General features: G+C 71.1%; 22 protein-coding genes and 2 pseudogenes. 10 read left to right on the top strand and 14 right to left on the bottom strand.

Going from position 1 to position 26,580, the window contains the following annotated elements:
• The first annotated feature begins 108 nt into the window (after positions 1–108).
• The 3 genes from pulA to AB0N16_RS11375 all read left to right on the top strand — a co-directional run bounded on the left by pulA (position 109) and on the right by AB0N16_RS11375 (position 7,561).
• Positions 109–5,466, top strand: a complete 5,358-nt coding sequence (gene pulA / locus AB0N16_RS11385; RefSeq protein ID WP_365795428.1) for a pullulanase-type alpha-1,6-glucosidase — start codon at positions 109–111, stop codon at positions 5,464–5,466.
• 72 nt (positions 5,467–5,538) lie between these two features.
• On the top strand, positions 5,539–7,161 hold the full coding sequence (locus AB0N16_RS11380) for a fused response regulator/phosphatase (RefSeq protein WP_365795426.1): 1,623 nt from the start codon (positions 5,539–5,541) through the stop codon (positions 7,159–7,161).
• A gap of 34 nt (positions 7,162–7,195) precedes the next feature.
• Positions 7,196–7,561 carry an isomerase gene (locus AB0N16_RS11375; RefSeq protein WP_365795424.1) on the top strand — a complete coding sequence of 122 codons (366 nt, stop codon included), beginning with the start codon at positions 7,196–7,198 and terminating at the stop codon, positions 7,559–7,561.
• Positions 7,562–7,678: 117 nt separating this feature from the next.
• Here the strand turns inward: AB0N16_RS11375 and AB0N16_RS11370 are convergent, their stop codons facing one another.
• Together AB0N16_RS11370 and AB0N16_RS11365 are read right to left on the bottom strand one after the other, a co-directional pair.
• On the bottom strand, positions 7,679–8,368 hold the full coding sequence (locus tag AB0N16_RS11370) for a TetR/AcrR family transcriptional regulator (protein WP_365795422.1): 690 nt from the start codon (positions 8,366–8,368) through the stop codon (positions 7,679–7,681).
• Between the two features lie 157 nt (positions 8,369–8,525).
• Positions 8,526–10,454 carry a hypothetical protein gene (locus AB0N16_RS11365; RefSeq protein ID WP_365795420.1) on the bottom strand — a complete coding sequence of 643 codons (1,929 nt, stop codon included), beginning with the start codon at positions 10,452–10,454 and terminating at the stop codon, positions 8,526–8,528.
• 159 nt (positions 10,455–10,613) lie between these two features.
• On the opposite strand from AB0N16_RS11365, the gene AB0N16_RS11360 reads away from it, so the two are divergent.
• Positions 10,614–11,021, top strand: a complete 408-nt coding sequence (locus tag AB0N16_RS11360) for a hypothetical protein (protein WP_365795419.1) — start codon at positions 10,614–10,616, stop codon at positions 11,019–11,021.
• Positions 11,022–11,099: 78 nt separating this feature from the next.
• Here AB0N16_RS11360 and AB0N16_RS11355 read toward each other — a convergent pair whose 3' ends face one another.
• The 9 genes from AB0N16_RS11355 to AB0N16_RS11315 all read right to left on the bottom strand — a co-directional run bounded on the left by AB0N16_RS11355 (position 11,100) and on the right by AB0N16_RS11315 (position 20,419).
• Positions 11,100–12,650 carry a DUF1996 domain-containing protein gene (locus tag AB0N16_RS11355; RefSeq protein ID WP_365795417.1) on the bottom strand — a complete coding sequence of 517 codons (1,551 nt, stop codon included), beginning with the start codon at positions 12,648–12,650 and terminating at the stop codon, positions 11,100–11,102.
• A gap of 173 nt (positions 12,651–12,823) precedes the next feature.
• Entirely contained in the window at positions 12,824–13,474 is a 651-nt protein-coding gene (locus AB0N16_RS11350; RefSeq protein WP_362578982.1) for a response regulator transcription factor, read from the bottom strand.
• Positions 13,459–14,733: a sensor domain-containing protein gene (locus tag AB0N16_RS11345; protein WP_365795415.1), complete on the bottom strand. Its 1,275-nt coding sequence runs from the start codon at positions 14,731–14,733 to the stop codon at positions 13,459–13,461. Before AB0N16_RS11345 ends, AB0N16_RS11350 begins: the two co-directional genes overlap by 16 nt.
• Before the next feature lie 173 nt (positions 14,734–14,906).
• Positions 14,907–15,917, bottom strand: a complete 1,011-nt coding sequence (locus tag AB0N16_RS11340) for an NAD-dependent epimerase/dehydratase family protein (RefSeq protein WP_365795413.1) — start codon at positions 15,915–15,917, stop codon at positions 14,907–14,909.
• Between the two features lie 65 nt (positions 15,918–15,982).
• A complete protein-coding gene (locus tag AB0N16_RS11335) occupies positions 15,983–16,573 on the bottom strand; it encodes a winged helix-turn-helix domain-containing protein (RefSeq protein ID WP_365795411.1) in 591 nt (196 codons plus the stop codon).
• A gap of 329 nt (positions 16,574–16,902) precedes the next feature.
• Positions 16,903–17,841, bottom strand: coding sequence for a hypothetical protein (locus tag AB0N16_RS11330; protein ID WP_365795409.1), 939 nt, complete (start codon positions 17,839–17,841; stop codon positions 16,903–16,905).
• A gap of 82 nt (positions 17,842–17,923) precedes the next feature.
• Entirely contained in the window at positions 17,924–18,955 is a 1,032-nt protein-coding gene (gene glnII / locus AB0N16_RS11325; RefSeq protein WP_365795407.1) for a glutamine synthetase, read from the bottom strand.
• A gap of 282 nt (positions 18,956–19,237) precedes the next feature.
• The gene (locus tag AB0N16_RS11320; protein ID WP_365795405.1) at positions 19,238–19,930 is read right to left on the bottom strand and encodes a hypothetical protein; all 693 of its coding nucleotides are present in this window, start codon (positions 19,928–19,930) and stop codon (positions 19,238–19,240) included.
• A 120-nt stretch (positions 19,931–20,050) separates the two neighbouring features.
• The gene (locus AB0N16_RS11315) at positions 20,051–20,419 is read right to left on the bottom strand and encodes an ArsC/Spx/MgsR family protein (protein ID WP_365795403.1); all 369 of its coding nucleotides are present in this window, start codon (positions 20,417–20,419) and stop codon (positions 20,051–20,053) included.
• Between the two features lie 136 nt (positions 20,420–20,555).
• Between AB0N16_RS11315 and AB0N16_RS11310 the strand changes: the two genes are divergently transcribed.
• The 6 genes and pseudogenes from AB0N16_RS11310 (at position 20,556) to AB0N16_RS11285 (ending at position 24,497) form a co-directional block, all read left to right on the top strand.
• Positions 20,556–21,425, top strand: a complete 870-nt coding sequence (locus AB0N16_RS11310; protein ID WP_365795401.1) for a hypothetical protein — start codon at positions 20,556–20,558, stop codon at positions 21,423–21,425.
• Positions 21,425–22,072 (top strand): annotated as a pseudogene (locus tag AB0N16_RS11305) (caspase family protein); the annotation flags it as partial. The gene AB0N16_RS11310 and the pseudogene AB0N16_RS11305, both read left to right, overlap by 1 nt.
• Positions 22,073–22,462: 390 nt before the next feature.
• Positions 22,463–22,987, top strand: coding sequence for a peptidylprolyl isomerase (locus AB0N16_RS11300; RefSeq protein WP_365796179.1), 525 nt, complete (start codon positions 22,463–22,465; stop codon positions 22,985–22,987).
• A 196-nt stretch (positions 22,988–23,183) separates the two neighbouring features.
• Entirely contained in the window at positions 23,184–23,498 is a 315-nt protein-coding gene (locus tag AB0N16_RS11295; protein WP_365795399.1) for a hypothetical protein, read from the top strand.
• A 175-nt stretch (positions 23,499–23,673) separates the two neighbouring features.
• Positions 23,674–23,980: pseudogene (locus AB0N16_RS11290) on the top strand (hypothetical protein); the annotation flags it as partial.
• 232 nt (positions 23,981–24,212) lie between these two features.
• Positions 24,213–24,497, top strand: a complete 285-nt coding sequence (locus AB0N16_RS11285; RefSeq protein ID WP_365795397.1) for a hypothetical protein — start codon at positions 24,213–24,215, stop codon at positions 24,495–24,497.
• A 28-nt stretch (positions 24,498–24,525) separates the two neighbouring features.
• On the opposite strand, the gene AB0N16_RS11280 is transcribed toward AB0N16_RS11285, so the two are convergent.
• From AB0N16_RS11280 to AB0N16_RS11270, 3 genes are all read right to left on the bottom strand, one after another.
• A complete protein-coding gene (locus AB0N16_RS11280; protein ID WP_365796177.1) occupies positions 24,526–25,110 on the bottom strand; it encodes a hypothetical protein in 585 nt (194 codons plus the stop codon).
• A 2-nt stretch (positions 25,111–25,112) separates the two neighbouring features.
• Positions 25,113–26,033, bottom strand: coding sequence for a zinc metalloprotease HtpX (htpX, locus tag AB0N16_RS11275; protein WP_365795395.1), 921 nt, complete (start codon positions 26,031–26,033; stop codon positions 25,113–25,115).
• A gap of 188 nt (positions 26,034–26,221) precedes the next feature.
• Positions 26,222–26,479, bottom strand: coding sequence for a hypothetical protein (locus AB0N16_RS11270; RefSeq protein WP_365795393.1), 258 nt, complete (start codon positions 26,477–26,479; stop codon positions 26,222–26,224).
• Positions 26,480–26,580: the final 101 nt, after the last annotated feature.

Below are 26,580 nucleotides of genomic sequence, written 5' to 3'. Positions count from 1 at the left end.
GAAAGGTCTTGCTGTGAGTTGCAAGCCTCTTGCTGTAAACCTTTCGCCAGCGGTACGGTCGCGCGGGGTCGGACCCAAGAGAGCCGCTATCGCTAGGAGTTCACACCGGTGATACATGTCAGACGGGTCGCGGCCGTCGCCGTCGCCGCCCTCGCCGCCGCGCTCGTGCAGCCCCTCGCCGCGCACGCCGCCGCGCCGCCCGCGCCGCCCTCCGACGCGAAGCTCGCCGCCGAGCCCGCCCGGCACGACGACACCCGCGAGCAGTTCTACTTCGTCATGCCGGACCGTTTCGCCAACGGTGACACCGGCAACGACCAGGGCGGCCTCACCGGCTCCCGCCTCTCCACCGGCTACGACCCCACCGACAAGGGCTTCTACCAGGGCGGTGACCTCAAGGGCCTGACCAAGCGGCTCGACTACATCAAGGGGCTCGGCACCACCGCCCTGTGGATGGCACCCATCTTCAAGAACAAGCCGGTGCAGGGCACGGGCAGCAACGCCTCGGCCGGCTACCACGGTTACTGGATCACCGACTTCACCCAGGTCGACCCGCACTTCGGGACCAACAAGGACCTGGAGACCCTGGTCTCCAAGGCGCACGCCAAGGGGATGAAGGTCTTCTTCGACGTCATCACCAACCACACCGCCGACGTCGTCGACTACGAGCAGAAGTCCTACGGCTACCTCTCCAAGGGCGCCTTCCCCTACCTGACCAAGGACGGGCAGCCCTTCGACGACGCCGACTACGCGGCCGGCGGCAAGAAGTTCCCGGCCGTCTCCGCCGCCTCCTTCCCGCGCACGCCGACCGTGACCAGTCAGGCGAAGGTGCCGTCCTGGCTCAACGACCCGACGATGTACCACAACCGGGGCGACTCGACCTTCGCCGGCGAGTCCGCCACCTACGGAGACTTCTCCGGCCTCGACGACCTGTGGACCGAGCGTCCCGAGGTCGTCAGCGGGATGGAGAAGATCTACCAGCGATGGGTGCGGGACTACGACATCGACGGCTTCCGGATCGACACCGTGAAGAACGTCAACATGGAGTTCTGGACCCAGTGGGCGACCGCGCTCGACAAGTACGCGGGCCGGCACGGCCGTAAGAACTTCTTCATGTTCGGCGAGACCTACTCCGCCGACACCTCGGTCACCTCCCCGTACGTCACCCAGGGGCGGCTGGACGCGACCCTCGACTTCCCCTTCCAGGACGCGGCCCGCGCCTACGCCTCCCAGGGCGGCAGCGCGCAGAAGCTCGCCTCGGTCTTCGGCGACGACTACAAGTACACGACCGACAAGGCCAACGCCTACGAGCAGGTCACCTTCCTCGGCAACCACGACATGGGGCGGATCGGGTACTTCCTGGAGCAGGACAATCCGAAGGCCACCGACGCCCAGCTGCTGGCCAAGGACCGGCTCGCCAACGAGCTGATGTTCCTCAGCCGCGGCAACCCGGTCGTCTACTACGGCGACGAGCAGGGCTTCACCGGCTCCGGCGGGGACAAGGACGCCCGGCAGACCATGTTCGCGTCGAAGGTCGCCGACTATCTCGACGACGACGAGATCGGTACGGACCGGACCGCCGCCAGCGACTCGTACGACACAAGTGCGCCGCTCTACAAGCAGATCAGTGCTCTCGGCAAGCTCCGCAAGGACAACCCCGCCCTCGCCGACGGTGTCCAGACCCAGCGCTACGCCGCCGACGGCGCCGGCATCTACGCGTTCACCCGGACGGACGCCAGGACCGGCCAGGAGTACGTCGTCGCCTTCAACAACGCCGACACGGCCGAGTCGGCGACCTTCGCCACCGGCTCCGCCGGCATGCGCTACCGGGCGGTCTACGGCACGGACGGCACGCTGACCTCCGACGGTGCGGACCGGCTGGCCGTCACCGTCCCGGCCGGATCCGCCGTCGTCTACAAGGCCACCGGCTCCCTCGACAAGCCCGCGACCAGCCCGGAGATCACCCTCACCGCCCCCGCCGCCGGCACCGTCGACCTCACCGCGAACGTCACCGGCGGACAGCTCAACCGGGTCGTCTTCGCCGCCCAGGTCGGCAACGGCAGGTGGACCACCCTCGGCTCCGCCGACCACGCCCCCTACCAGGTCACCCAAACCCTCGCCGAGGACCTCCCGGCCGGCACCGTACTGCGCTACAAGGCGGTCGTCGTCGACTCGGCGGGTCACCGCGCCTCCGCCACGGCCGAGAGCACCTCCGGCACCCCGCCCGCCCCCGAGACCCCCACCGCCTCCTCCCGCGACTACGCGATCGTCCACTACAAGCGCACCGACGGCGACTACGCCGACTGGGGCCTGTACGCCTGGGGTGACATCGCCGACGGCGAGGCGACCACCTGGCCCGCCGGCCACCCGTTCGTCGGCCGGGACGCGTACGGCGCCTTCGCCTACGTCAAGCTGAAGTCCGGTGCCTCGAACGTCGGCTTCCTCGTCGTCGACAAGGACGGCGACAAGGACGTCTCCGCCGACCGCTCCATCGACGTCACCAGGACGGGCGAGGTCTGGATCGAGCAGGGGAAGGCGGAGGTGATGACCGAACGGCCCGCCTACCCCGCCCAGGACACCACCAAGGCGGTCATCCACTACCACCGCGCCGACGGGAACTACGACGGCTGGGGCCTGCACGTCTGGACGGGCGCCGCGAACCCCACCGACTGGTCGAGCCCCCTGAAGCCGGTGAAGACCGACGCCTATGGCGCGGTCTTCGAGGTACCGCTCACCGAGGGCGCCACCAGCCTCAGCTACATCATCCACAACGGTGACGAGAAGGATCTCTCCGCCGACCAGTCCCTGGACCTCACCTCCAGCGGCCACGAGGTGTGGCTGCTGAACGGCCAGGAGAAGTACCTGCTCCCGCAGCCCGCCGGCAGCGCGGCCGCCCTGGACCTGACCACCTCCAAGGCGATCTGGATCGACCGGGACACGGTCGCCTGGGACGGCGCCGACGGTGCCGCCTCCACCCAGCTCCTCTACTCCCACGACGGTTCGATCGCCGTCAAGGACGGGACGCTGACCAGCGACGACGAGCGGTGGCTGCGGCTGACGAAGACCACCCTCACCGACGCCCAGAAGGCCAAGTTCCCGCATCTGAAGGACTACGCGGCCTGGTCGGTCGACCCGCGCGACCGCGACCGGGTGCGCGAGGCGCTCGACGGACAGCTCGTCGCCTCCCAGCGGGCGGCGAACGGGGCGGTGCTGGCCGCGACCGGCGTACAGATCGCCGGGGTGCTCGACGACGTGTACGCCAGGGCGACGACGGCGAGTCTCGGTCCGGTCTTCCACCGCGGAAAGCCGACCCTCTCCGTCTGGGCGCCGACCGCACAGCGCGTCGGCCTCGAAATCGGCGGCTCAACCGTGGCCATGAAACGGAACCCCGCCACCGGCGTCTGGTCCGTCACCGGCCCCGGGTCCTGGAAGAACAAGCCCTACCGGTACGTCGTGAAGGTCTGGGCGCCCAGCGTCCGGAAGCTGGTGACCAACAAGGTCACCGACCCCTACTCGGTCGCTCTCACCGCGAACTCCGAGCGCAGTCTCGTCGTCGACCTGGCCGACAGGTCCCTCACCCCGGGCGGCTGGTCGACGTACACCAAGCCCAAGGCCGTACCGCTGAAGGACGCCCAGATCCAGGAGCTGCACATCCGGGACTACTCGGTGGCGGACTCCACGGTCCCGGCCGCCCACCGGGGTACGTACCTGGCCTTCACCGACAAGGGCAGCGACGGCTCGAAGCACCTGCGCGCGCTCGCGAAGTCCGGGACGTCGTACGTCCATCTCCTCCCGGCCTTCGACTTCGCCACCGTGCCCGAGAAGAAGGCGGACCAGGCGAGCCCCGACTGCGACCTCGCCTCCTACCCGGCCGACTCCGACCAGCAGCAGGAGTGCGTCGCCGCGACCGCAGCAAAGGACGCCTACAACTGGGGGTACGACCCCTACCACTTCACGGTCCCCGAGGGGTCGTACGCCACCGACCCGGACGGCACCGCCCGCACGGTCCAGTTCCGGCAGATGGTCAAGTCGCTGAACGAGGACGGCCTGCGGGTCGTCATGGACGTCGTCTACAACCACACCGCGGCGAGCGGGCAGGCGGACACATCCGTCCTCGACAGGATCGTGCCCGGCTACTACCAGCGGCTGCTGGCCGACGGCTCGGTCGCGAACAGCACCTGCTGCGCCAACACCGCGCCCGAGAACGCCATGATGGGCAAGCTGGTGGTCGACTCGATCGTCACCTGGGCCAAGGAGTACAAGGTCGACGGCTTCCGCTTCGACCTGATGGGCCACCACCCGAAGGCCAACATCCTGGCGGTCAGGAAGGCCCTGGACGCGCTGACCCTGAAGAAGGACGGCGTCGACGGCAAGAAGATCATCCTCTACGGCGAGGGCTGGAACTTCGGCGAGGTCGCCGACGACGCCCGGTTCGTGCAGGCCACCCAGGCCAACATGGCCGGCACCGGCATCGCCACCTTCTCCGACCGCGCCCGGGACGCCGTACGCGGCGGCAGCCCCTTCGACGCGGACCCCGGCGTCCAGGGCTTCGCGTCCGGGCTGTACACCGACCCCAACTCATCCGCGGCCAACGGCACTGCGGCCGAGCAGAAGGCCCGCCTGCTGCACTACCAGGACCTGATCAAGGTCGGCCTGAGCGGCAACCTCGCCAGGTACCGGTTCACCGACACCGACGGCAAGGAGGTCAGCGGCGCCGAGGTCGACTACAACGGCTCGCCCGCCGGCTACGCGGACGCGCCCGGCGACGCCCTCGCCTATGTCGACGCGCACGACAACGAGTCGCTCTTCGACGCGCTGACGTACAAGCTGCCGGCCACCACCAGCGCCTCCGACCGGGCCCGGATGCAGGTCCTGGCGATGGCCACGGCAGCCCTGTCGCAGGGCCCGTCGCTCTCCCAGGCGGGTACGGATCTCCTCCGCTCCAAGTCCCTGGACCGCAACTCCTTCGACAGCGGCGACTGGTTCAACGCCATCCACTGGAACTGCTCCGACGGCAACGGCTTCGGGCGCGGGCTACCCATGGCCGCCGACAACGCGTCCAAGTGGCCGTACGCCAAGCCGTTGCTGAGTGCGGTGCGGGTCGGCTGCGCCGAGATCGACGGGGCCTCGGCCGCCTACCGCGATCTGCTGAGAATCCGTACGACCGACAGCGTGTTCTCGCTGGACACGGCTGGACAGGTGCAGTCGAAGCTCTCGTTCCCGTTGTCCGGGAAGGACGAGACGCCCGGCGTGATCACCATGGAACTCGGTGACCTCGTCGTCGTGTTCAACGCGACGCCCGAGCGGCAGGAGCAGCGGGTGAGCGCGCTGGCCGGGACCGGTTACCGGCTGCACCCGCTGCAGGCGGCGGGCGCCGATTCCGTCGTCAAGTCCGCATCGTACGAGCTGAAAGCGGGTACGTTCATCGTGCCGGGACGCACTGTGGCGGTGTTCTCCCGCACCGCATGACATCCGCACTACTTTGGTGGGGCAGGCCCGGAACCGGGTCCTGCCCCACCGGCGTTGTCCAGGGGCTGGTAAATGGACGTCAACGGCAAGCTGACAGACACCACCGTGCTGATCGTGGACGACGAGGCCGCGAGCCGGTACGCGATGGGCACCGTGCTGCGCCGGGCCGGTCACCAGGTCGTCCCGGTTGCCTGCGGCCAGGAGGCGCTCAGCGAACTCGACGTACGGCTGCGCAAGGGCCACCTGCCCGACGTGGCCCTCATCGATGTGCACCTGCCGGACATGAGCGGCTTCGAGCTGTGCCGCCGGCTCAGGGAGCGGCCGCACATGGCCGGGCTGCCCGTGGTGCACTTCTCGGCCCTGTCCTCCGTCCCGGGGGACCGCTGCCCGGGCCTCGAGATGGGCGCCGAGGCGTATCTGACCGTGCCCGCCGAGCCGGAGGACATCGAGGCGGCGGTCCGGACCGCGGTCCGCTCCGCCCGGCTGCGCGCCGACGACCAGGCGCTGGTACGGCGGCTCAGGCAGCTGTCGGAGACGATCGTCACCATCCAGTCGGCGCGCTCGCTGCACGAACTGGCCGACGCGGCGGCGGACGGCGCCGCCCGGCTGCTCGGCTGCCCCGCCGCCGTCTTCGTCCTCGACCGGGACGGCGAGCTGTACCGCGGCCTGAGCCGGGAGCGCACCTCCCTCGCCCTGCCCGACGAGGGCGCCCACCGGGACGTGGCCGCGCTGTTGCGGCGGCTCACCCGAGGGCAGTCAGGGGTGCAGATCACCACCGTGCCGGCCCCGCTGTGGCCCACCGGGTTCTTCCGGCCCGGGGTGCAGCACGACGCCCGGCTGGCGGTGGTCCTCACCCAGGACGGCAAGGCGCCGGTCTGTCTGGCCACGCCCACCCGCGGGCTGCGCCGGGTCAGCCCCGACGGCGAGGCACTGCTGGCCCAGCTGGCCCAGGCCACCGCGCTGGCCGCCGAGCCCCTGCTCATGTACCAGGTGGAGCGGCATGTCGCGCTCACCCTCCAGCACAGCTTCCTGCCCCGCCCGCACCAGCTGCCCGAGCTGCCGGGCGTCGACATAGCGGTGCGATACGAACCCGCCTCCCGGGAGACGGAGATCGGCGGCGACTTCTATGCCGCGCTACGGGTCGGCGACGGCGTGCTCACCGCGGTGGGGGACGTCGTCGGGCACTCGCTGGAAGCGGCCACCGTCATGGTCGAGCTGCGGCACGCGCTGCGCGCCTACTGCCTCGCGGAGAGCGACCCGGCCGCGCTCGCCGACCGGCTCGACCGGTTGCTCCAGCACTACCACGCCGAGGTCACGGCCACCGTCTGCCTGGCCCTGATCGACCCCGGCACCGGACGCACCCGTATCGCCAACGCCGGCCACATCCCGCCGCTGATACTCGGTGACGACGGCAGCGCCGAGTACGTCAAGGCGTCCGGCCCGCTGCTCGGCGTGGGTCTGCCGCACCCGCCGCCCACCGAGCTGGTCCTCGGACCCGCCGACCGGCTCCTCATGGTCACCGACGGCCTGATCGAGACCCGGGGCATCGACCTCACGGTCTCCATGGAACACCTCCGCTCCGCCGCCGTCGGCGCCCTGCCCGGCCTGGAGGCCCTCTGCGACACGCTGCTGGCCTGTTTCGGCCGGGACCGTGAGGACGACGTCGCCCTGCTGGCGCTGAGCCTGGCGGACTAGGCTGGGCGCGAGTTCCAGCCGACCAGGAGGGCCCATGCCGCAGATCACCGTCGACTACTCGCACCCGGTGGAAGACGCCTTCGACTTCGATGGCTTCGCGCGGGGACTGCACGAGGCGACCGTCGAGATCGCCGCGGCGAAGCCGGAGGCGTGCAAGACCCTGTACCGGCCCACCGAGTACTGCGCGTTCGGATACGAGGACCCCCGGGCGGGTGGCCACGCCATCGTGCATGTGACCATCGGGCTCCTCGCCGGGCGCAGCGACGAGACGAAGGAGAGACTGACGCAGGCCACGCTGGAGCTGCTCCGCAAGCACATCGAACCGGAGGACGGGGTCGTCCTGCACGCGTCCGCCGAGGTGAGGGATCTGGACCCGTCGTACCGGAAGTACGAGGGCTGACGTTTCACCACCGGCACCGTGCACGTGCCGTCGTTCGGCTGCGGCTCCGTCGTGGCCGGTCGCGGCGCGCGGCAGAGCCGCATGTCGATGCAGCCCCGCGCCCCTGGGCGCTGCGGCTCAGCCCGCCAAGGCGAGCAGCCGGACGGCCAGGTCCGCGAACGGGCCGTCGCCCGGCTCGTCCTTGACCATCCGCTTCAACAGGGTGCTCATCTCCTGGTCCTGGGCGGCGCTGACCGCGGCCAGCGCCGCGAAGTCATGGACGAGCTGGACCTCCAGTTCGGCGCGGGGGATGCGCCGGCCGTCCAGCCAGATCAGCGCGGTCGACTCGGCGAGGGAGATCCAGGAGCGGACGACCAGTTCCAGCCGGGCCGGTGCCTCGGTGACGTCGAGGTGCGCGAGGATCTGCTCGTAGGCGGCCTGCCGTACGGAGTCGATGAGCGCGTTGGTCGCGGAGGAGCCGACCGCCGGGCCGCCGCGCATCAACGCGGCGAAACCGGGCCCGTGTTCGTCGACGAAGTCGAAGAAACGCCGCATCACCCGCAGCAGCCGCGCCCCGAGCGGGCCTTCCCGCGGCTCGGCGAAGCGGCCCGCGAGATCCTCCGAGGCACGCTTCAACGCGGCCTCGTACAGGCTGAGTTTGCCGGGGAAGTAGTGGTAGACGAGCGGCCGCGAGATCCCCGCGGCCGACGCTATCTCGTCTATCGAGACCTCGTCGGGCGATCGACGGCTGAACAGTTCGAGGGCGACGCCGATCAACTGCTGCCGCCGCTCCTCGACTCCCAATCTGCGGCGTACCCCGGTACTCATACGAACACCTTACCGATCGGATCCGGCCTTCCACGGACCCGACCCGGCACGGGCGTTCACAGATCCAGCACAAGTCTCCCCCCGTGCGCCCGGGACACGCAGATCAGCATCGAGTCGGCACGCTCCGTGTCCGTCAGCAGCTCGTCGTAGAGAGGCCTCACCGCAGCCCGCGGATCCCGCTCCCGTCCTCCAGCGTCCCCGTCAAGTCGGCCCGCGCACCCTGTTGCGCCTTGGCCGCCAGCAGCGTCCCCCGAGCCGACGCGGTGACCCCGCCGGTCGCCCGGATCGACGCCGTGTCGCGGCTGCCCGCGGCCAGCAGGTACCACTGCCCGGCCCCGGACTTCCACAACACCCCGGCCAGCACGTGCGGATCACGCGGACCGCAGGCCGTCACGTCGGACCCCTTCGCCGCCACCGCCCCGTACTGACTGCCCGGCGTCCGGAACTGCGCCAGCGACACCGCGCCGTCGCCCCGCCAGGTCTCCGCGCGCGTGCACACCCACGAACCGGCGCCACCGGCGTCCGGCAACGGCTGCTCCGCGAACGCCCACGCGTTGACGCCGCGCACTCCGGCGGACCGCTCGGCGGACAGCGAACAGGCGAACGGCGCCCAGTCGCGCAGCGCCTTCGCGCCCGAGGCCTCGTCGGTGTACCCGGGTCGGCCCGAGGTGAGGCGGGCCGGCACCAGTTCGCCCAGGTCGGTCGAGAGGTGCACGCCCTGCGCGTCGGTCAGCTGGAGCGCGTTCCAGGACGTGCACGCCCCCTGCTGGAGGGCGGGGCTGGCCAGCGGACCGGTCACCCCGTCGGTCAGCCCGAGGTCCATCGCCCCCGCGGTCGGTTTGACCAGGTCCCGCTCCGCCGCCCTGGTCACCCAAGGAGCCGTCAGATAGCGGACGTTGCCGTCGGAGCGGCCCAGCACCATCGCCTCCGCCTCGACGCCGGACGCGCCGTCGACACGGGCGAAGTCCAGGGCCGCGCCCTGGGTGCCGTCCTTCGGCTCGGCGTAGCGGGCGATGCGCAGACCGTCGTAGAAGATCACCACCCGGGCGCTGTCGACGACGCCCGCGTACAGCAGCTGGGGCGGTCCTGCCGGGCCGCCGGTCTGGGTGCCGGGGGTCGCCGAGACGCGGACGGTCTCGCCGGGGCGGGCCCAGACGGCGAGGGCGCGGCGCAGCAGCGCGGTGTCGCCGGCGAGGCCGCCGCGCGCGGGCCAGACGGAGAAGTCGGTGCGGGCGGCGGTCTTCCAGGCGGTGGACGGGGCCCTCGTCAGCTGGGCCGGGTCCAGGGCGGCCTGGGCGGCCGGGTTCTGCGCGTACACCGGCGCCGCCGCGCCGTCGGCGCCCCAGCCACCGCTGGGCAGCGCGACCAGCGCCCCGCACACCGCGAGCGCGGCCGCGGCGGCCAGCGCGGCCTTGGTGTGCTGGCGGCGCCGCATCAGATCGGTGGGACGCACTTGCAGGGAACAGGGGTCGAACTCGGGGGAGTCGAGCAGCGGGTACTGGGCCGGCACGCCGTTCGCGTCGGCGAGCGCGTCGTCCGGGTGCTCCACCCCGGCCGCCCGGAGGATCTTGCGGACGTCGCCGTCGGGGAGCTGCTCGAGACCGCGCAGGGCAAAGGCGGCGCGGGCCGGCCCGGACAGGGTGGCGAGGCGCTGGTCCAGGGCGAGTTCGTCGGCGCCGCCGGAGCGCGGGAAGAGCCGCAGGCCCCACACCTGGGGGAGCAGCGGTGGCAGCTGGGCCCGCTTGGGCCACGCGGTCAGCCTGAGCGGCAGGCCCGCCTCCAGCGCCGTACGCACCACTTCGAGGCGGACCAGGGCGTACCCGGGGTCGGTGTTCCGGCCGGCGGACTGGGCCGGGATCACCGGGGCCTGCTTACGGCCCCGGGGCAGCGCCCGCTGGACCAGGGAGTGCGCGGTCAGGACGCGGCGGCCCCGGGACAGGCCCGGCGGCAGCACCAGATAGGCGAGCCGGACCAGCCGCGGGTAGTGCTCGACGAGCGCGGCCTCGGCCTGCTCGACGTCGACGGCCGGACCCAGGGCTCCGGCGGAGGCTGCTGCGTGACTCTGGGCTACATCCTGTGACTGCACGTCCTGAAGAACGAGCGACCCGTTGGTAGGTCACCACCACTCGGGTGACCACGGCATCCTGGACCCCTCTTCGATTTGAGCGCCCCGCGCCCCACAGCCGTATCGAAGGGGAGGGCCCCGCAGCCATTCCCGGGGCCGGCAACGCGACCGGAGGAACAGATGAGGTTGACCCGACCGATGCTCGCCGTGGCCGGCGCGACGGCCGTACTGGCGCTGGCGGGCTGTGGATCCGGTGACGGCAGCGCGGAGGCGAAGATACCGGTCACCGCCACCGGCAGTCTGGAGAGCCTGGCCGCCAAGGTGAAGTGCACCCCGGACATGCAGATCGACTCCGACGAGGTCCGGCAGGCCATCTGCAAGAACGCGGCCGGCAAGTTCGTCTTCGCCACCTTCGCCACCGACCGCGGCCAGCGCGAGTGGATCAACGACGCCAAGGACTACGGCGGTTTCTACCTCGTCGGCCGCAAGTGGGTCGCCGTCGGCGACGACAAGGTGGTCAAGGCGCTCCGGACCACGCTGGGCGGCGAAGAGGAGATCGGGACCGACCACAGCAAGCACACCAGCTGAACCTCCCGGCACACACGAGAAGGCGGGCGGTGGGAGATCCCACCGCCCGCCTTCTCGCTATCGGCTGCTAGCTGTTGCTCACTGGCACTTGCGGCCGCTGTTGATGCAGTTGGCGATCTTCGCCGCCAGGTTGTTCTTGGTGACGCTGATGAAGTCGTCGTGGTCGGTCGACGGCTTGTGCAGCTGCTCCGGGAAACCGTCCACGGCGTAGGCGTTCTTCACCGTGCCGTCCGCCTGGATGGTGGGGGGCGTGATCTTGTAGACCAGGCTCATCGTCAGCTGCGGAATGGCCTTGAAGCCGTTCCCGCAGACACCGCTCGCCGGGTCCGCGAAGGCCACGTGCGAACGGTGGTTGGCGCTGTCGATGTTGACGCCGTCCCAGCAGCTCTGGAAGGCGAAGATGCGGACCACGTTGCTGCCCTGCGGGCAGATCGGGTACTGCTCGGTCAGCTGGACCTTGTTCTCGAAGCCGGTGCAGCTCCAGTGCGCGTTGGCGTTGGCCAGACCGTTGGTCGTGGTCTTGGCGTCACCGGTGATGATGCGCAGGAACTGCGGCATCGCGACGACCTTGCTGGCCGGGCTGCCGACGTACTTGATCTGCGCCGACTGCGGGGTCAGGATCTTGCCGACGTTGCCTTCCTTGCCACCGCCGTCCGCGTTCTGGTCGAAGTCCTGCGAACCGTCCTGGACACGCACGACCGGCCAGTAGTACGACGACAGGTCGCTCTGGTTCTGGCAGGAGCTCGGCGCCGCCAGCAGCGAGTCGTTGGTGGCGAACGCGTTGACCTTCTGGTTGCCGACGTAGTCGTGCAGGTGGTGCGCGCCGTTGGTCACGCCGGGCGCCACGATGACGTTGTCGGTGTTGTGGTTCTTGTTCGCGTTCACACCGCAGCGGGTGGTGAAGCTACCGGTCGAGGCGGTGCGCTGCTTCGCCGGCTTGGCCAGGACGTTCGGCGCGACCTTCGTGATGTCCACGAAGTCGGCCGCGACCGGGCCGTTGCCGGCCTGCCCGCCGACGTTCGCCGGCGCGCTGGCGCTGGCGCTCGGGGCGGCCGTGGCCTGGCCGTTGTTCCCGTTGTTGTTCTGCCCGCCGTTGTTCTGGCCGTTGTTGTTGTTCTGACCACCGTTGTTGTTGCCACCGCCGGCGGTGGTCTGGTTGGCGGTCTGCGTGGTGCAGGCGGCGAGCTGGGCCAGCGAGCTGTCGAACTGTCCGCCGACCCGGGTGATGTCGATCCGGATCCGGTCGATCGTCGCCGCCCGCTTCTCCTTCAGGGGGCCGACGATCGCGTTCTGCACGAAGTTCGCGTCGTTCGCCTGCGCCTGGCGCGTGGAGGCGAGCCGGGCGTAGGCCTCGGTGATCTGCTTGTCGAGTTTCGCCAGTTCCGCCGCCACCCCCATCTTGGCGTTGGCGGGCACGTTCGTCAGCTTCTGGCCGACGTCCGGGCAGGAGATGGTGGCCACCGTCGCGGAGGCGGCCTTCGTGTAGTTCTGCGCCGAGTTGTTCGACTCGTGAGCCGAAGCGTTCATCTGCGCATAGAGCAGCCCGCCCCCGCCGAGTGCGACAGCCGCCGATGCGGCTATGACCTTGACGGTCAGCGGCGAACGGCGTTTGCGTATGTTGCGTCCCATGGAACTCCTCAGACCTTCCTTGCGGGGCGGCATCGAGGCGCCCGACAGGAGTGAAGCGGCGTCCTTTCATACGCAGCCCGTCTCAGGCGTGTTCAGGCGTCTCACAAATTCATCAGAGACTTGTTACGCACTTGGGCCACAACTGCCGTTTGAGCAGGGCGATTTCTGGAAAATCAGCGGTCGCGGTCCAGATACGCAAGCACCGCCAGGACGCGCCGATTGTCATCGTCCGACACCTCAAGTCCCAGTTTGGTGAAGATGTTGGAGGTGTGTTTGGCGATGGCCCGTTCCGTGACGACGAGCTGCCCGGCGATCGCCGCGTTCGAGCGGCCCTGTGCCATCAGCTCCAGCACCTCCTTCTCGCGCGGTGTCAAGCCCTCCAGGGGCCGGTCGCCGGACCGCCGGGACAGCAGCTGCTGGATCACCTGCGGGTCCATGGCCGTACCGCCCGCCGCGACCCGCCGTACGGCGTCCACGAACTGCTCCGCGTCGAACACCCGGTCCTTCAGCAGGTACCCCACCCCGCCGCTGCCGTCGGCCAGCAACTCCCGCGCGTACAGCTGCTCCACGTGCTGGGAGAGGACCAGCACCGGCAGCCCCGGCCGGTCCTGCCGCGCCCTGAGCGCGCACTGCAGCCCCTCGTCGGTGTGCGTGGGCGGCAGCCGTACGTCCACCACCGCCACGTCCGGCTCCAACTCGGCGAGAGCGCGGGTGAGTTCGGGGCCGGTCTCGACGGCGGCCGCGATCTCGAAGTCATAGGCCTCCAGCAGCCGGACCAGCCCGTCGCGCAGCAGGAACAGGTCTTCGGCTAGGACAACGCGCACGGAATCTCCATGGTGACCATGGTGGGGCCGCCCGCGGGGCTGCTGACGGCCAGGACGCCGTCGAATGTACCGAGCCGCCGCTCGACCCCGGTGAGCCCTGACCCGGCACCGATGGCCGCGCCGCCCCTGCCGTGGTCGGTGACCGATATCCGCAGCATGCCGCCACCGTCCGGCACGTGATGCAGGTCCACCCAGATCCGGTCGGCACCGGAGTGCTTGACCGCGTTGGTGAGCACCTCGCTCACCGCGAAGTACGCGGCCGACTCCACCGGCGCGTCCGCCCGGCCCGGCAGGTCCACGGTCACCTCCGTGGGCACCGGCAGCCGCAGCGCCAGCGCCCGTACCGCGTCCCCGAGACCGCGCTCGGCCAGCACCGGCGGATGAATGCCCCGCACCAGGTCGCGCAGTTCCCCCAGGGCCTCCACGGACGCCCGCCGGGCCTGCGCGAGCAACTGCCTCGCCTTCTCCGGATCCTTGTCCAGGAGCATCTCGATGGTCCCCAGGTCCATGCCCATGGCGACCAGCCGGGCCTGCGCCCCGTCGTGCAGATCGCGTTCGATCCGGCGCAGCTCGGCCGCCGAGGTGTCCACCGCGTCCTTCCGGGTCTCGGTCAACACCCGCACCCGCTCGACGAGTTCGCCCTGACCGGTGTCGAGGACGGCGCGGGTGAGCTTGAAGTGGACGGTCAGCAGGGCCGGGGCGTAACGGAAGGCGGCGACGAGGATGACGGCACCGAGCCCGGCGGCGGCGAACGCGGTGGCCTGCCCGCTGACCGGCACGAAGCCGTACCAGTAGCCGTCCCCCAGCACCCGCCACAGCCCGGCGGCCACCGCGAACCCCTCCAACGGGTAGAACACGAGCACCGCCGGCAGCAGCGCCGTCACGAACCCGGCCGTCATGTCCACGAGAAGCCACAGCACGTCCCGCCCGACCTGCGGGTCCTGGAGCAGCGCGAGGGTGCGGGTCCAGGGGTTGGCGTTCGCCGGCACCGGCCGGTACGCCGACGGGATCCGCACCCCGCACCACTCGTCGGCGAGCCGCCGCCGCACGTCCGCCGCGTCCCGTACACCGCCGAGGATCCAGGGGGTCGTGAGGATGCCGAGGCCGCTCGGGATCAGCGCGACGGAGAGCGCGGTCAGGACAAAGCAGAGGATCGAGATCGCCGGCATCACCAGCGCCAGCACCAGCCCCCGCACGGCGGCCAGCAGCACCTCACGCGCCCTGCCGCGGAAGCCACCGCTGTTCGTGTTCGTCGTCATGCGGCCAGTCTGTCCGACCGGTTAGCCACGGGTCACTGGCCCGAAGCCCCATGTGAGGGGGTGGTGCTATGTACACCCCAGGGGCTGTCGCGCCCCGTCAGGGGCGCGGGGCCGTGTCCGACATGCGGCTCCGCCGCGTGGGCGCGATCGCCCCCCGCCGGCCCGCGGATCGATCACCACTTGCCGGCCGAAAGGCCAAGCACCCTCGCCTCCACCGCCGGGTCCAGCCCCACGGCCGTACGGTCCGGCCGGAGCGGCGCCTCGCCACCGGCGCCCCGGAGCCACCCCCACGTATCCGCCACGGTCTCCTCGGCCGGCCTGCAGACCAGCCCCGCCGCCACCGCCCGCGACACGTCCATGCGATGCATGGCGTCGTGCGACTCGCTCCCCGGCGGCACCCACACCGGTAGCTGGACCCACGGCTCGATCCCGGCGGCGAGGATCACCTCGGGGTCGGTCCAGCGGAGTTCCGCGGCCGAGCCCGTGACCCGGCGGCAGGCCTCCAGCAGCGCGCCCATCGTGGTGTGGCCGGGCGGCCCGACCAGGTTGTACGGCCCGGACAGGCCCTGTTCGACCGCGCCCAGGGTCCACTCGGCGAGGTCGCGGGCGTCCACGAACTGGATGGGCAGGTCGTGCGGGCCCGGTGCCAGCACCGGGCCGCCCCGGGCGATCCGGTTCAGCCACCAGGGCAGCCGGCCGACGTTCTCGTACGGCCCGAGGATCATCCCGGCCCGCACCAGGACCGAGCCGTCCGCGCCGAAGGACTCCACGGCGGCCAGCTCACCGCCCCGCTTGTCCCGCGCGTACTCGGTCGGCCCGGCGTCGGCCGCGGCGCCCGTCACCAGTGCCGTGTCCTCGGTGAAACCGGCCGGGCGCGGCCAGTCGTACACCGAGCAGCTCGACACGTACGCGTACCGTCCGGCGCGGTACCGCAGCAGCCGTGCCGTCTCCCGCACGGCGCGGGGCGCGGCCGACCAGGTGTCGACGACCGCGTCCCATTCGGTGCCGTCGGCGAGGGCGGCGAGACCGTCGGGCGCGGTGCGGTCGCCGTGCAGCGCCCGCACGCCCGGCGGGGGCGGTTGCTTTCCCCGGTGGAAGACGGTCACCTCCCAGCCGCGCTCCAGCGCCGCCGTCACGACGGCCCGCCCCACGAACTCGGAACCACCCAGTACGAGAAGTCTCATGCCGGTGATCGTGCCCGGAAGGGACGCCGGACGGAACGGGACTCTGCCGAGGGCAGAACGCCTCGTCAGCGGCCGGTCGGCGGGGTGTACTTGTAGCCGACCCGGCGGACCGTCTGGATCGCGCCCCGGTGCTCCGCGCCGAGCTTGCGGCGCAGCCGGGCGACATGGACGTCGACCGTGCGGCCGTCGCCGACATGGCCGTAGCCCCAGACCGTGGTGACCAGCTGGTCGCGGGTATGCACCCGGTTCGGGTGCGCGACCAGATGGGCGAGGAGCTCGAACTCCAGGTAGGTGAGGTCGAGTTCACGCCCGTCGACCTGGGCGGTGCGCTGCACGGAGTCGACGGTGACGAGCGGCCGGGTGCCGCTCGCGGCCGGGCCGACCGGTGCGTCCGCCTGCTCCTGCGCGTCCGGTACCGCGACGGGCAGGAACGGCGGACGCTGGTCCGCCGGCACCAGCACCAGGTAGCCGATCATCGGCGGCTGGCCCGGCAGGGTGGGCAGGGTGTGCTGCGGGGCGGGCAGCCAGGTGGCGCCCGGCGGCAGGAAGTCCGCCATGTCCACCACCTCGTCCCGGTCGACGGCACGCAGCCGGTGCCGGGCGGCGGAGGAGGCGGCGAGGGCGGAGGCGGGGGAGAGAGAACGAGTGGTCGCCATGAGACGTCAGCTCTTTCGCGCGAGGAGTTCGTCGGTCGGGACGACGGCCGCGATTCGTGGTCGGGCGCGCCGGGGACGTACTGCGTTTCGCGCTGGCCGAAGGCCGGGGTAAACGGCTTTAGAGGGCCCGCGCGTTCATCGCGCGGCAACACACCCGGTCGAAGTCGTGGTGCTGACGGGAAGGCCAGAAGGGCTCGAGGTCATGGCGACCCGTCGCGGTGCACTTCTGGTAGCTGGCCATGGGCCCATTGAAGCAGACACAGCCCGGAAACAGGACCCTCCTCTCACTGCTTGGACGCGTCCCGGGCGGGATCCCGATCCTGCCCGCCTCATCCCACCAGCCGTTTGTCCCAGGTCAGCGGGGTGAGCTCGATCGCCTTGTCCGGATTGCCGTCCCACACTGCGGACAGCCCGGCGGTGGTGAGGGCGGCGACCACCGCGCGGCCGACGGCTGTGGTGGTGTCCGCGGAGCCGTCGAAGCCGCCGTAGTAGAGGCTGAGGCCGTGGCCCTCGGCGGCGGAACGGGTGCCCTGGTGGTGGAAGAAGACGAAGCCCCGGGCGCCGTCCGCGTCCTCGGCCTCGGCGCCGATCTCGGCCATACCGCAGGAGCGGCAGCAGGCGAAGTCCTCGCGGGCGACGACGCCTTCGCGCTCCAGGGCCGTGAACGCCCGCGTGAGCCGGTCCGGGTCGGTGAGCCCGGTCCACGCCCGCTGCTCCGCGACCCGCGCCACCCAGAGCCGCTCCACGATCTCGCGCGCCTGCGCCGGGGAGACCGGCGCGGCGCCCTCCCGGTCGTCGTCCGCCATCAGGTCCACGGTCTCCTGGACGAGCCGGTCGATCCCCAGGTAGCCGTCCCGGAGCAGGACGTGCACCAGCTCCTCGGCGCGGGCCGCCACCTCGGCCGCGAGCGCGGGTATCTCCTCGCGCGGCAACACCGGGACCGGCTCCCAGGCCACGCCCGCGTCCCAGCCGTCGTCCTCCCGCGCCCAGCCGGCCAGCAGCTCCGCCACCCGGCCCGGGTCCGTGAGGTTCGTACCGGAGAACTCGTCCGCGCCACGCCGGTGTTCGAGGCGGAAGTCGCCGCCCGCCTCGTGCCACACCTGCGCGAACACCCTCGGCAGGTCCGGGATGCGCTGGGCGATCAGGAAGCGGTTCCCGGCCGCGCCGAGCCCGCGCACCGCGTCGCTCAATTCGGCCGGCGAACTCCACAGACACCTCTGCCCGTTCTCCGTCCAGGCGTTGACGGCGAGCACCTCGTCGATCTCCATGGGCCCACCATGACACGCGCCACTGACAACGCCGCGGGGGCGCCCACCGTGACGGTGGGCGCCCCCGCGGGGAGTTCGCGGATCAGACCTGTCCGGCCTTGTCCAGGGCGGTGCAGCAGGTGTCGACGATCAGCCGGGTCACCAGGTACGGGTCGACGTTGGCGTTCGGGCGGCGGTCCTCGATGTAGCCCTTGCCGTCCTTCTCGACCTGCCACGGGATACGGACCGAGGCACCGCGGTTGGAGACGCCGTAGGAGTACTCGTTCCACGGGGCGGTCTCGTGCAGGCCGGTCAGACGGTCGTCGATGCCGGCGCCGTAGTTCTTGACGTGGTCGAGCGGCTTGGAGCCCTCGCCGAGCGACTCGCAGGCGGTGATGATCGCGTCGTAGCCCTCGCGCATCGCCTTCGTGGAGAAGTTGGTGTGCGCGCCGGCGCCGTTCCAGTCGCCCTTGACCGGCTTGGGGTCGAGGGTGGCGGAGACGCCGAAGTCCTCGGCGGTGCGGTAGAGCAGCCAGCGGGCCACCCACAGGTGGTCGGAGACCTCCAGCGGGGAGACCGGGCCGACCTGGAACTCCCACTGGCCGGGCATGACCTCCGCGTTGATGCCGGATATCGCCAGACCCGCCTTCAGGCAGTTGTCCAGGTGGGCCTCGACGATCTCGCGGCCGAAGATCTCGTCGGCGCCGACACCGCAGTAGTAGCCGCCCTGGGGCGCCGGGAAGCCGCCCTCGGGGAAGCCCAGCGGACGCGCGCCGTCGAAGAAGGTGTACTCCTGCTCGATGCCGAAGATCGGCTCCTGCGCGGCGAACTTCTCCGCGACCTCGACCAGCGCGGCACGCGTGTTGGAGGCGTGCGGGGTGAAGTCGATGTCCAGGACCTCGCACAGGACGAGTACGTCGTCGCCGCCGCGGATCGGGTCCGGGCAGGTGAAGACCGGCTTCAGCACACGGTCCGAGGAGTGCCCCTCGGCCTGGTTCGTGGAGGACCCGTCGAAGCCCCAGATCGGCAGCGCGTCGAGACCGGCGGGGGCGCCCGCGATGATCTTCGTCTTCGAACGCAGCTTGGCCGTCGGCTCGGTGCCGTCGATCCAGATGTACTCAGCCTTGAAGGTCACGGGCCACATCCTTCGGGGTGGGTCGGGCGCACTTGCGGGTGCAGCGGCGCTACGGCACTGGGGCGCCTCGGTGTTGCCCGGCAGCCTGTCAACAGGCGATTTCCCGATCATTGCTCGAATGTGAACCCGGTGTTACCTGGCGGTTCTGTGGTGCGACTCACGTTGTGAGGAGCGGGCGGGCGGGGTACGGAGCCCATTTCGGGCGCCGTGCGCGGCCCTGTGCGGCGGCCGCCGGCTTTCCCTCCGTGAAAGCCGGTGGCCGAGCCACACCCGTCTCGTCGGTCAGCCGATCTTCTCGATCACGGCACGGCGGATCAGGAACTTGCCGGGTTCCCGGACCTGTTCGAAGGCGGCGTTGTTGAGCAGCACGCAACTGCCCGACACCGAGGTGACCTTCACCGTCGTGGACTTGTTGTTGTCCAGGTTGGTGACCTTCAGCGTGGTTCCCGCCGGGAACTGGTTGCTGGAGGCGGCCGGGGCACCGGCCTCGCCGGACAGCGTGACGGTCGAGCCGTTGCAGACCTGCTGGCCCGAGGCGGCGGCACCGCCACCGGTGTTCCCGGTGGCCGCGCTCTTCGAGGGCGCCGGCGTGGCGGCCTGCTGGCCGGTCTGGCCCGTCTGCGCGCCGCCCGCCGCCTGGGAGCCCTGAGCCGACTCCCCAACGACGCAACCGGACGCCTTCTGCTGGACCTTGATCTGCGCGATCACCGCTTCGCGGTTGGCGATCCGGGCCGCCGACTGGGCGTCCGGGTTCGCCTTCTGGTCCGCGATGAACTTCTGGTTGTTGCCGAGGGCGGTGGCCAGCCCCGAGCAGACCGTCGAGTCCGCGGCGGACGACAGTGTCTTCGCGTTCTGCGAGGTCTGCGCGGCGTTCGAGGTGGACGCCAGGACGAAGGCCCCGCCGCCGGCCACGGCTGCGGCGCCGACCAGCAGTGCGATCGACTTCTTGGCGCCGAGAGTTCTCCTACGCGACATGCGCGCCTCCTGAAAGGGGTGGGGGAGCGTACGTCGGTAGGTACGAGATACCGAACGTCGTTACTCAGCGGTTACAGGAGTCACTGAAGTAACCTACGTCACACTGGAATTGAGGACTGTTCAGCTCTTATCCCTGGCCAGCGCTTCCTGTACGGCGTCGTCGGTGCGGGCGACGAGGGCCGTGCCGTCGTCGGCGGTGATGATCGGCCGCTGGATGAGCCGGGGGTGCTCGGCGAGAGCGGTGATCCACCGGTCGCGCGCGCTCGCGTCCCGCGCCCACTCCTTCAGCCCCAGCTCCTTGGCGACCGCCTCCTGGGTGCGGGTGATGTCCCACGGTTCGAGCCCGAGCCGTTCCAGTACGGCCCTGATCTCGCCCTCGCTCGGCACGTCCTCCAGATAACGGCGGACGGTGTAGTCGGCTCCCTCGGCGTCGAGCAGGCCGATCGCGGTACGGCACTTCGAGCAGGCGGGGTTGATCCAGATCTCCATACCCGCCACGGTAGCCAAACAGCCGCGCCGGCCGGCCGCACCGGTGGTCCGGCAGCGCGGACGGATCACCCTCGGCGGCCTTTTTCCCTATCGTGGTCGGACGGCGAACGGAATCGGGGGAGCGATGCGGGTGCTGATGGCTACGACGGGGGACGGCGGGCAGGACGCCGTACGAGATCTGTACCGATGGCTGCGCGAGGATCCCGACACGCGCCGCTCGGCCACGCCCACGCTGGTGCCCGCACCGGACGCGGCGGGGCAGCGCCCGGGCACCGCCATGGGCGCGGTCGAGATCATCGAGCTGGTCCTCGGCCAGGGCTTCTCGGCGCTGAACCTTGCGCTCGCGTACGCCGCCTGGCGCGGCCAGCGGCCGTCCGCCCCGCCGATCGTCATCCAACTCGGAGACGGCCGGTCCGTCACCGTGCACGACGGCTCGCCCGAGACGGTGCGCCGCATCGTCACGGCCCTGGAGGAACCGCCTCCCCACCCACAGACCGCGAACACGAACGCGTCCTCGACCCTGGATCCGGGCCCGTCCCTGGACCCGGCCCCGGCCCTGGATCCGGGCCCGTCCCTGGATCGGGGCCCGTCCCTGGATCGGGGCCCGTCCCTGGATCCGGGCCCGGCCCTGGATCCGGGCCCGTCCCTGGACCCGGCCCCGTCCCTGGACCCGGCCCCGGCCCTGGACCCGGAATCGCCCCCGCACCCGGTCCCAGCCCCCGCCCCGGCCCCGGAATCGGAATCGGCCCCGGACCCAGCCCCGGCCCTCGACCCGGAATCGGCCTCAGCCCCGGCCCCGGACCCGGACGGGACCGGGGCGGGAACCCCGGGAACGCCGGGAACGCCGGGAACCCCGGGAACGCCGGGAACCCCGGGAACCCCGGGAACGCCGGGAACCCCGGGAACGCCGGGAACCGGAACCCCGGGAACCGGAACCCCGGGAACCCCGGGAACCCCGGGAACGCCGGGAACGCCGGGAACGCCGGGAACCCCGGGAGGGTCGTGATGGGCCTGCCCGACCCGGTTGCGTCCCGTGCGCTGCTGATCGGCGTGAGTGAGTACGCCACCCTGCCCGGACTGCCCTCCGTGGCCGATGGCGTCGACGACCTCGCGGCCCTGCTCGGCGCCGCCGACCTGTGGGGACTGCGCCGCCCCAACTGCCGGGTCCTGCACGACCCCGCGTCCTCGGAAGTGGTCCTGGACGCCGTCCACGAAGCCGTCGGCGAGGCGACCGACCTGATGCTGGTGTACTTCGCGGGCCATGGACTGGTGTCCCAGGACGGCGACCTGTACCTGGCCCTGCCCCGCGCGGACGCGAGCCGGCTCTACCGGGCGGTGCCCTACGACGCGATCCGCCGGATGCTGGTGTACGAGTGCGACGCGCCGCGCAAGGTCGTCATCCTCGACTGCTGCTACAGCGGCCGGGCGATGACCGGCCACCTGGGAGCGGACGGCACGCTCGCCAACCTGGCCGAGGCGGACGGCACTTATCTGATGACGGCCGCGACCGAGACCAGGACGGCCTGGGCGCCGGAGGGGGAGAAGTACACCGCGTTCACCGGCGAACTGATCGCGGCGCTCGGCCGGGGCGTGCCCGGCGGAGCCGAACTCCTGCAGATGGACACCCTGTTCTGGCATGTCCACCGGGAACTCACCGCCAAGTCCAGACCGAAGCCGCAGCAACGCGCCCGCAACGGCGGACACGGCATCACGCTCGTACGGAACCGGTGGACCGAGAGCGGGGCGGACACGGCGGGCACCGGTGGAGCCGGCGCGGCGGGCGCCACGAGCGGGGAGGACACAGCGGGTGCCGGTGGACTGGGCGCGGCGGCTGGTGAAGAGGGCGCGGTCATGGGCGGCCGCCCGAAAACCGCCGCCCGGAAGGCCAGTAGGACGGGCGGTGGCTCGAAGGCGGCGGCCGGGGAGGCCGCCGGGGCGGTTGCCGCGGCACCCGTCCAGTCGGCAGTGCAGCTCAACCGGAACCGTGCGCGCGCCGGCGTACCGGCCCGCCACCGCGTCCCCGACGGCGAACTCCACGCCGTCCTGCACACCAGCCTCGGGGACATCGCGCTGCGGCTCCTGCCGGACCACGCGCCCGACACCGTACGGAACTTCGTCGAACTCGCCGAGGGCAAGCGGGAGTGGACCGACCCGCTCAGCGGCCGCAGAACCCGGGCCAGGCTCTACGACGACACCGTCTTCCACCGGGTGATCGAAGGGTTCATGATTCAGGGCGGCGACCCGCTGGGAACCGGAAGGGGCGGCCCCGGCTACCAGTTCCGGGACGAGTTCCACCCCGACCTGAAGTTCGACAGGCCGTACCGGCTGGCGATGGCCAACGCCGGCCCGAACACCAACGGCTCGCAGTTCTTCATCACCGTGGCACTCACCACCTGGCTGAACGGCAAGCACACCATCTTCGGCGACGTCCTCGACGCGGCCGGCAGGCGGGTCGTCGACGCCATCGCCGCGACGCCCACCGGGCCGGGCGACCGTCCCCGTGGGGATGTCGTCCTGCGCGGCGTGAGCGTGCTCGGATCCAGCCACGCACGAGGGGCCGACGGCTAGCCGTGTTCGAATTTCTGCGGCCTCATGCGCACCATCCGAAACCGCTGAACCGGCCCTGCAATTCCCTTCATCACCTGCTGTTTTGACGGATTGTTCAGGACCCCCGATTGTCAGTGGCGGCCAGTACACTGGAAGCAGTGTTCGAGAGAGTCGCCGGGGTGTCCGGAGGCCCTCTGACCGCGACAGGAGGATGCCTGTGCCCGCTGCCGCACTGAAGCCGAAGCCGTTGCCGACCCAGTCCACCGCGAAGCGTGCCGTCCTGCTCGACTCGCCCTACGCGCCGGCGGAGAAGCGCCCGCTGCCGGCCGGGCGGCCACGCGAGTGGTACGTCACGCACAACCGCCGCCTCAAGGCCATGCGCCTCGCCATCGCCCTGCTCGACTCCGGCGTCTACCTGCCCAACCAGGCGCGCGACGAGACGATCCGGAGCACGGCGGAGAGCATCGGCGTCCATCCGCCGTCGGCCACCACGTGCCACATGGTGCGAGCCCTGATGCGCTACTCACGGTGAGCCGGTGGCGCCGGGTGCCGTCCGTCCGACACGGCACCCGGCGCCTTCGCCACCGGGACTCCCGCCCGCGCCCCCCGGCCACCCGTTCGCCGGCCCCGGCATGCGGACCTCCCCTGGTACGCCCTTCACTGCGATCAGCAGGTGACGGAGGGAGCGGTCGACCGGGGAGCGGCGTATGCCCACACCGGCCGAGCGGGCCGCCCGCGGCAAGACCGCGCGCAAGCGCGTTCCCCGCTCCGCGCACGCCTTCCGGCTGCCCGCCGTCGACCGGCGCGACCCCGTCGCCGTGCTGGAGCGCCCGGGCCGGGACCGGGTGCCCGAGCTGCTGCCCATCCGGTACGGGCGGATGGCCGCCTCGCCCTTCGCGTTCACTCGCCGTCCCGGTGGCCGTCGCCGCCCGCGAGAACGGGCACAGCGAGGTGCGGGCGCGGGCGGCCACCCGGGCGGCGGTGGCCGGGTACCGGACCGCCATGCGGCGGGTCTGAGCCGGACCTGTCCCCTCCTGCCGGCGCTCCCGAAAACGGGATGCACGCCGAGTGACCGGATCCCTACGCTGGGGACGCGTTCCGGAGCCGTCCACCACCGCTTTCCGAAGGGCCGACCGCGCTCTGGGGGCTCGGGGCTACTCTGCTACGCACCGACGGACGGCCGCCCGTCCCCCGCGTGCCGTCGGATCCGTCGACCGCTCACACACCCACGCCACGGAGACCCGTCATGGGCACCATCGTCCTATCCGGAACTGTCGTTCTGGTCATTCTCGGATTCGGAAACCACAACTGGTGGCTCGCCGCCGTCGCCCTGCTCTTCCTGTACGTCCACTACGGGCGCGGCTCGTCGTCGGCATCCTCGTCGGGCGGTTCGTCCGGCGGGGGCGGGGGCATGCCGAACGACTACAAGACGTACCGCGACCGCCGTGACCGTCAGGCCAAGTGGGAGCGCCGTTACCGGCGCGAGCGCCCCATGGAGTTCCGGCGTCAGCAGCGGAACAAGGGTCAGTAAGGGCCCGTAGGCGGGTGTCCCCGGCCGGTCAGAGGCCGGGGGCGCCCCACACCGGGAACCAGCGGCTGAGGTCCTGCTCGATCCGCAGATCGTTCGCGAGGGTCGCCTTCACCTGCAACTCCAGTGCGCTGTCCCGCCGTTCACCGGACCCGGGCAGCGGCGCGAAGGGGTAGAACGTCGCCCGCTTGTAGAGATAGACGAGCGCGAGCCTGCGCCCGCGCTCGTCCTCGAAGGAGGCCAGGGAACAGAGCAGTTGCGGGCCGAAGCCGTTGATTTCCATCGAGCTGTTCACCGCGTGCAGGTCGTTGACCAGCTGCGGAAGCTGCTCGGGGGTGCGCCGCGAGACCAGCCAGGAGTACCCGTAGTGGTCCTGGCTCAGCTCGACCGGGGAGCCGTCGCGTTCGGCGTCCGCGTCGAGCAGCGCCTGCACCTCGCGGTGGGTCTGCTCGAAGGCCGCGCCCTCCACGGTGGCGAAACACACCGCGCCCAGGCCGGTCGGCCGGAACCCGGCCGCCGCCTCCAGGGTCACCGCCGCCGACGGCAGCGCGAACAACTGGTCGAGGTCGGGCGCGACGGGCTTGGTACGGCCGAGCAGGATGTCCAGGAACCCCATGCTCACCCGGCCTTCCCGGGCGTCGCCGCCTCACCCAGCTCCGCCGAGATCCGCCCCAGCTGCTCGAGCCGCTGCTCCAGGGGCGGGTGGGTGGAGAAGAAGCGCTCGATGCCGGGCTCCTTGCCGGTCGCCGGGGTGAAGTAGAACGCGTTGAAGGCCTGGGCGGTCCGCAGGTCCTTGGTCGGGATCCGGGCGATGTCGCCGGAGACCTTGGTGAGCGCCGACGCCAGCGCGGAGGGACGCCCGGTGAGCTGGGCGGCCGCCCGGTCGGCGGCCAGCTCCCGGTACCGGCTCAGCGCCCTGATCAGCAGGAAACTGATCGCGTACACGGCGGCGGAGACTCCGATGACGGCGGCGAAGACGGCGGCCGTGTTCTGGTCCCGCCTGCCCCCGCCGAAGATCTGCGAGTAGAAGGCGAACCGCACGATCAGCCCCGCGATCACACCCAGGAAGGACGCGATCGTGATCACGGCGACGTCCTTGTGCGCCACGTGCGACAGCTCGTGCGCGAGCACCCCCTCCAGCTCGGCGGGCTCCAGCCGCCGCAGCAGGCCCGTGGTCACGCAGACCACGGCGTGATCGGGGTTCCGCCCGGTGGCGAACGCGTTCGGCATGTCCATCTCGGACACGGCGACCACGGGTTTGGGCATGTCGGCGATGGCACACAGCCGGTCCACCACCGCGTGCAGCTCGGGATACTCCTCCCGCTCCACGACCCGCCCGCGCATGGCGAACATCGCGATCCGGTCGGAGAACCAGAACTGTGCCACGAACATCGCGCCCACCAGTACGACGACCAGCAGCCACGACTTCAGCAACACGATCAACGCGGCAACGAAGCCGACGTACAACAACCCGAGCAGGAACAGCGTGACCGTCATTCGCACGGTCAGTCGCCGGTCGCTCCGGAAGCGGCTCTGCATCTGCCATCACCCCGCAGTCAGGCACTCGTCCCGCTGTCCAGTGTGCACCTGCCGGGGGCAATGAGGAGGCCCCGAATGTGCCTAGTGGCGGCAAAAGGTCCCTGTGAACGCCCGATGCCGTCAGTACGGCGACAAGGTCAGTACGGCGACAAGGTCAGTACGGCGACAAGGTCAGTACGGCGACAAGGTCAGTACGGCGACCGGGTCTGTATGTACCCCAGCAGGATGATCACCGCCGCGACACACCCCAGTACCAGGACCGTGGACACCCACGACGACCGGCGTGGCCCCGCCGGCCCGGGGTCCGCCCGGAACGGTACCGGGTCCGGCGGGTTCTCCTTCCAGCGCGCGGCCAGCATCCGGGCCCGCGCCGACGGCTCCTTGTGCTCCGCCTGGTCGGCCCAGCGCAGGTCGAACTCCTGCTCCTCGTCACCCTGTTGGGACATCACGGTTCCCCCCGTCTCGAACATGAGTACCCCCGCACGATACGACGACGCCCCCGCCCTGAGAAACCAGGAACGGGGGCGTCGAGGGCCGGAATCGGCCT

This window comes from Streptomyces sp. NPDC051105, from assembly GCF_040682795.1.
Classification (GTDB): Bacteria; Actinomycetota; Actinomycetes; order Streptomycetales; family Streptomycetaceae; genus Streptomyces.
The sequence above is the reverse complement of the archived record's forward strand: the minus strand, read 5'-3'. Positions and strand labels throughout refer to the sequence as shown.

Coding starts and splice junctions, on each gene's coding strand:
- AB0N16_RS11380 (WP_365795426.1), top strand. CDS start 5,539: ATGGACGTCAACGGCAAGCTGACAGACACCACCGTGCTGATCGTGGAC.
- AB0N16_RS11375 (WP_365795424.1), top strand. CDS start 7,196: ATGCCGCAGATCACCGTCGACTACTCGCACCCGGTGGAAGACGCCTTC.
- AB0N16_RS11370 (WP_365795422.1), bottom strand. CDS start 8,368: ATGAGTACCGGGGTACGCCGCAGATTGGGAGTCGAGGAGCGGCGGCAG.
- AB0N16_RS11360 (WP_365795419.1), top strand. CDS start 10,614: ATGAGGTTGACCCGACCGATGCTCGCCGTGGCCGGCGCGACGGCCGTA.
- AB0N16_RS11355 (WP_365795417.1), bottom strand. CDS start 12,650: ATGGGACGCAACATACGCAAACGCCGTTCGCCGCTGACCGTCAAGGTC.
- AB0N16_RS11345 (WP_365795415.1), bottom strand. CDS start 14,733: ATGACGACGAACACGAACAGCGGTGGCTTCCGCGGCAGGGCGCGTGAG.
- AB0N16_RS11340 (WP_365795413.1), bottom strand. CDS start 15,917: ATGAGACTTCTCGTACTGGGTGGTTCCGAGTTCGTGGGGCGGGCCGTC.
- AB0N16_RS11335 (WP_365795411.1), bottom strand. CDS start 16,573: ATGGCGACCACTCGTTCTCTCTCCCCCGCCTCCGCCCTCGCCGCCTCC.
- AB0N16_RS11330 (WP_365795409.1), bottom strand. CDS start 17,841: ATGGAGATCGACGAGGTGCTCGCCGTCAACGCCTGGACGGAGAACGGG.
- AB0N16_RS11320 (WP_365795405.1), bottom strand. CDS start 19,930: ATGTCGCGTAGGAGAACTCTCGGCGCCAAGAAGTCGATCGCACTGCTG.
- AB0N16_RS11315 (WP_365795403.1), bottom strand. CDS start 20,419: ATGGAGATCTGGATCAACCCCGCCTGCTCGAAGTGCCGTACCGCGATC.
- AB0N16_RS11310 (WP_365795401.1), top strand. CDS start 20,556: ATGGCTACGACGGGGGACGGCGGGCAGGACGCCGTACGAGATCTGTAC.
- AB0N16_RS11285 (WP_365795397.1), top strand. CDS start 24,213: ATGGGCACCATCGTCCTATCCGGAACTGTCGTTCTGGTCATTCTCGGA.
- AB0N16_RS11280 (WP_365796177.1), bottom strand. CDS start 25,110: ATGGGGTTCCTGGACATCCTGCTCGGCCGTACCAAGCCCGTCGCGCCC.
- htpX (WP_365795395.1), bottom strand. CDS start 26,033: ATGCAGAGCCGCTTCCGGAGCGACCGGCGACTGACCGTGCGAATGACG.
- AB0N16_RS11270 (WP_365795393.1), bottom strand. CDS start 26,479: ATGTCCCAACAGGGTGACGAGGAGCAGGAGTTCGACCTGCGCTGGGCC.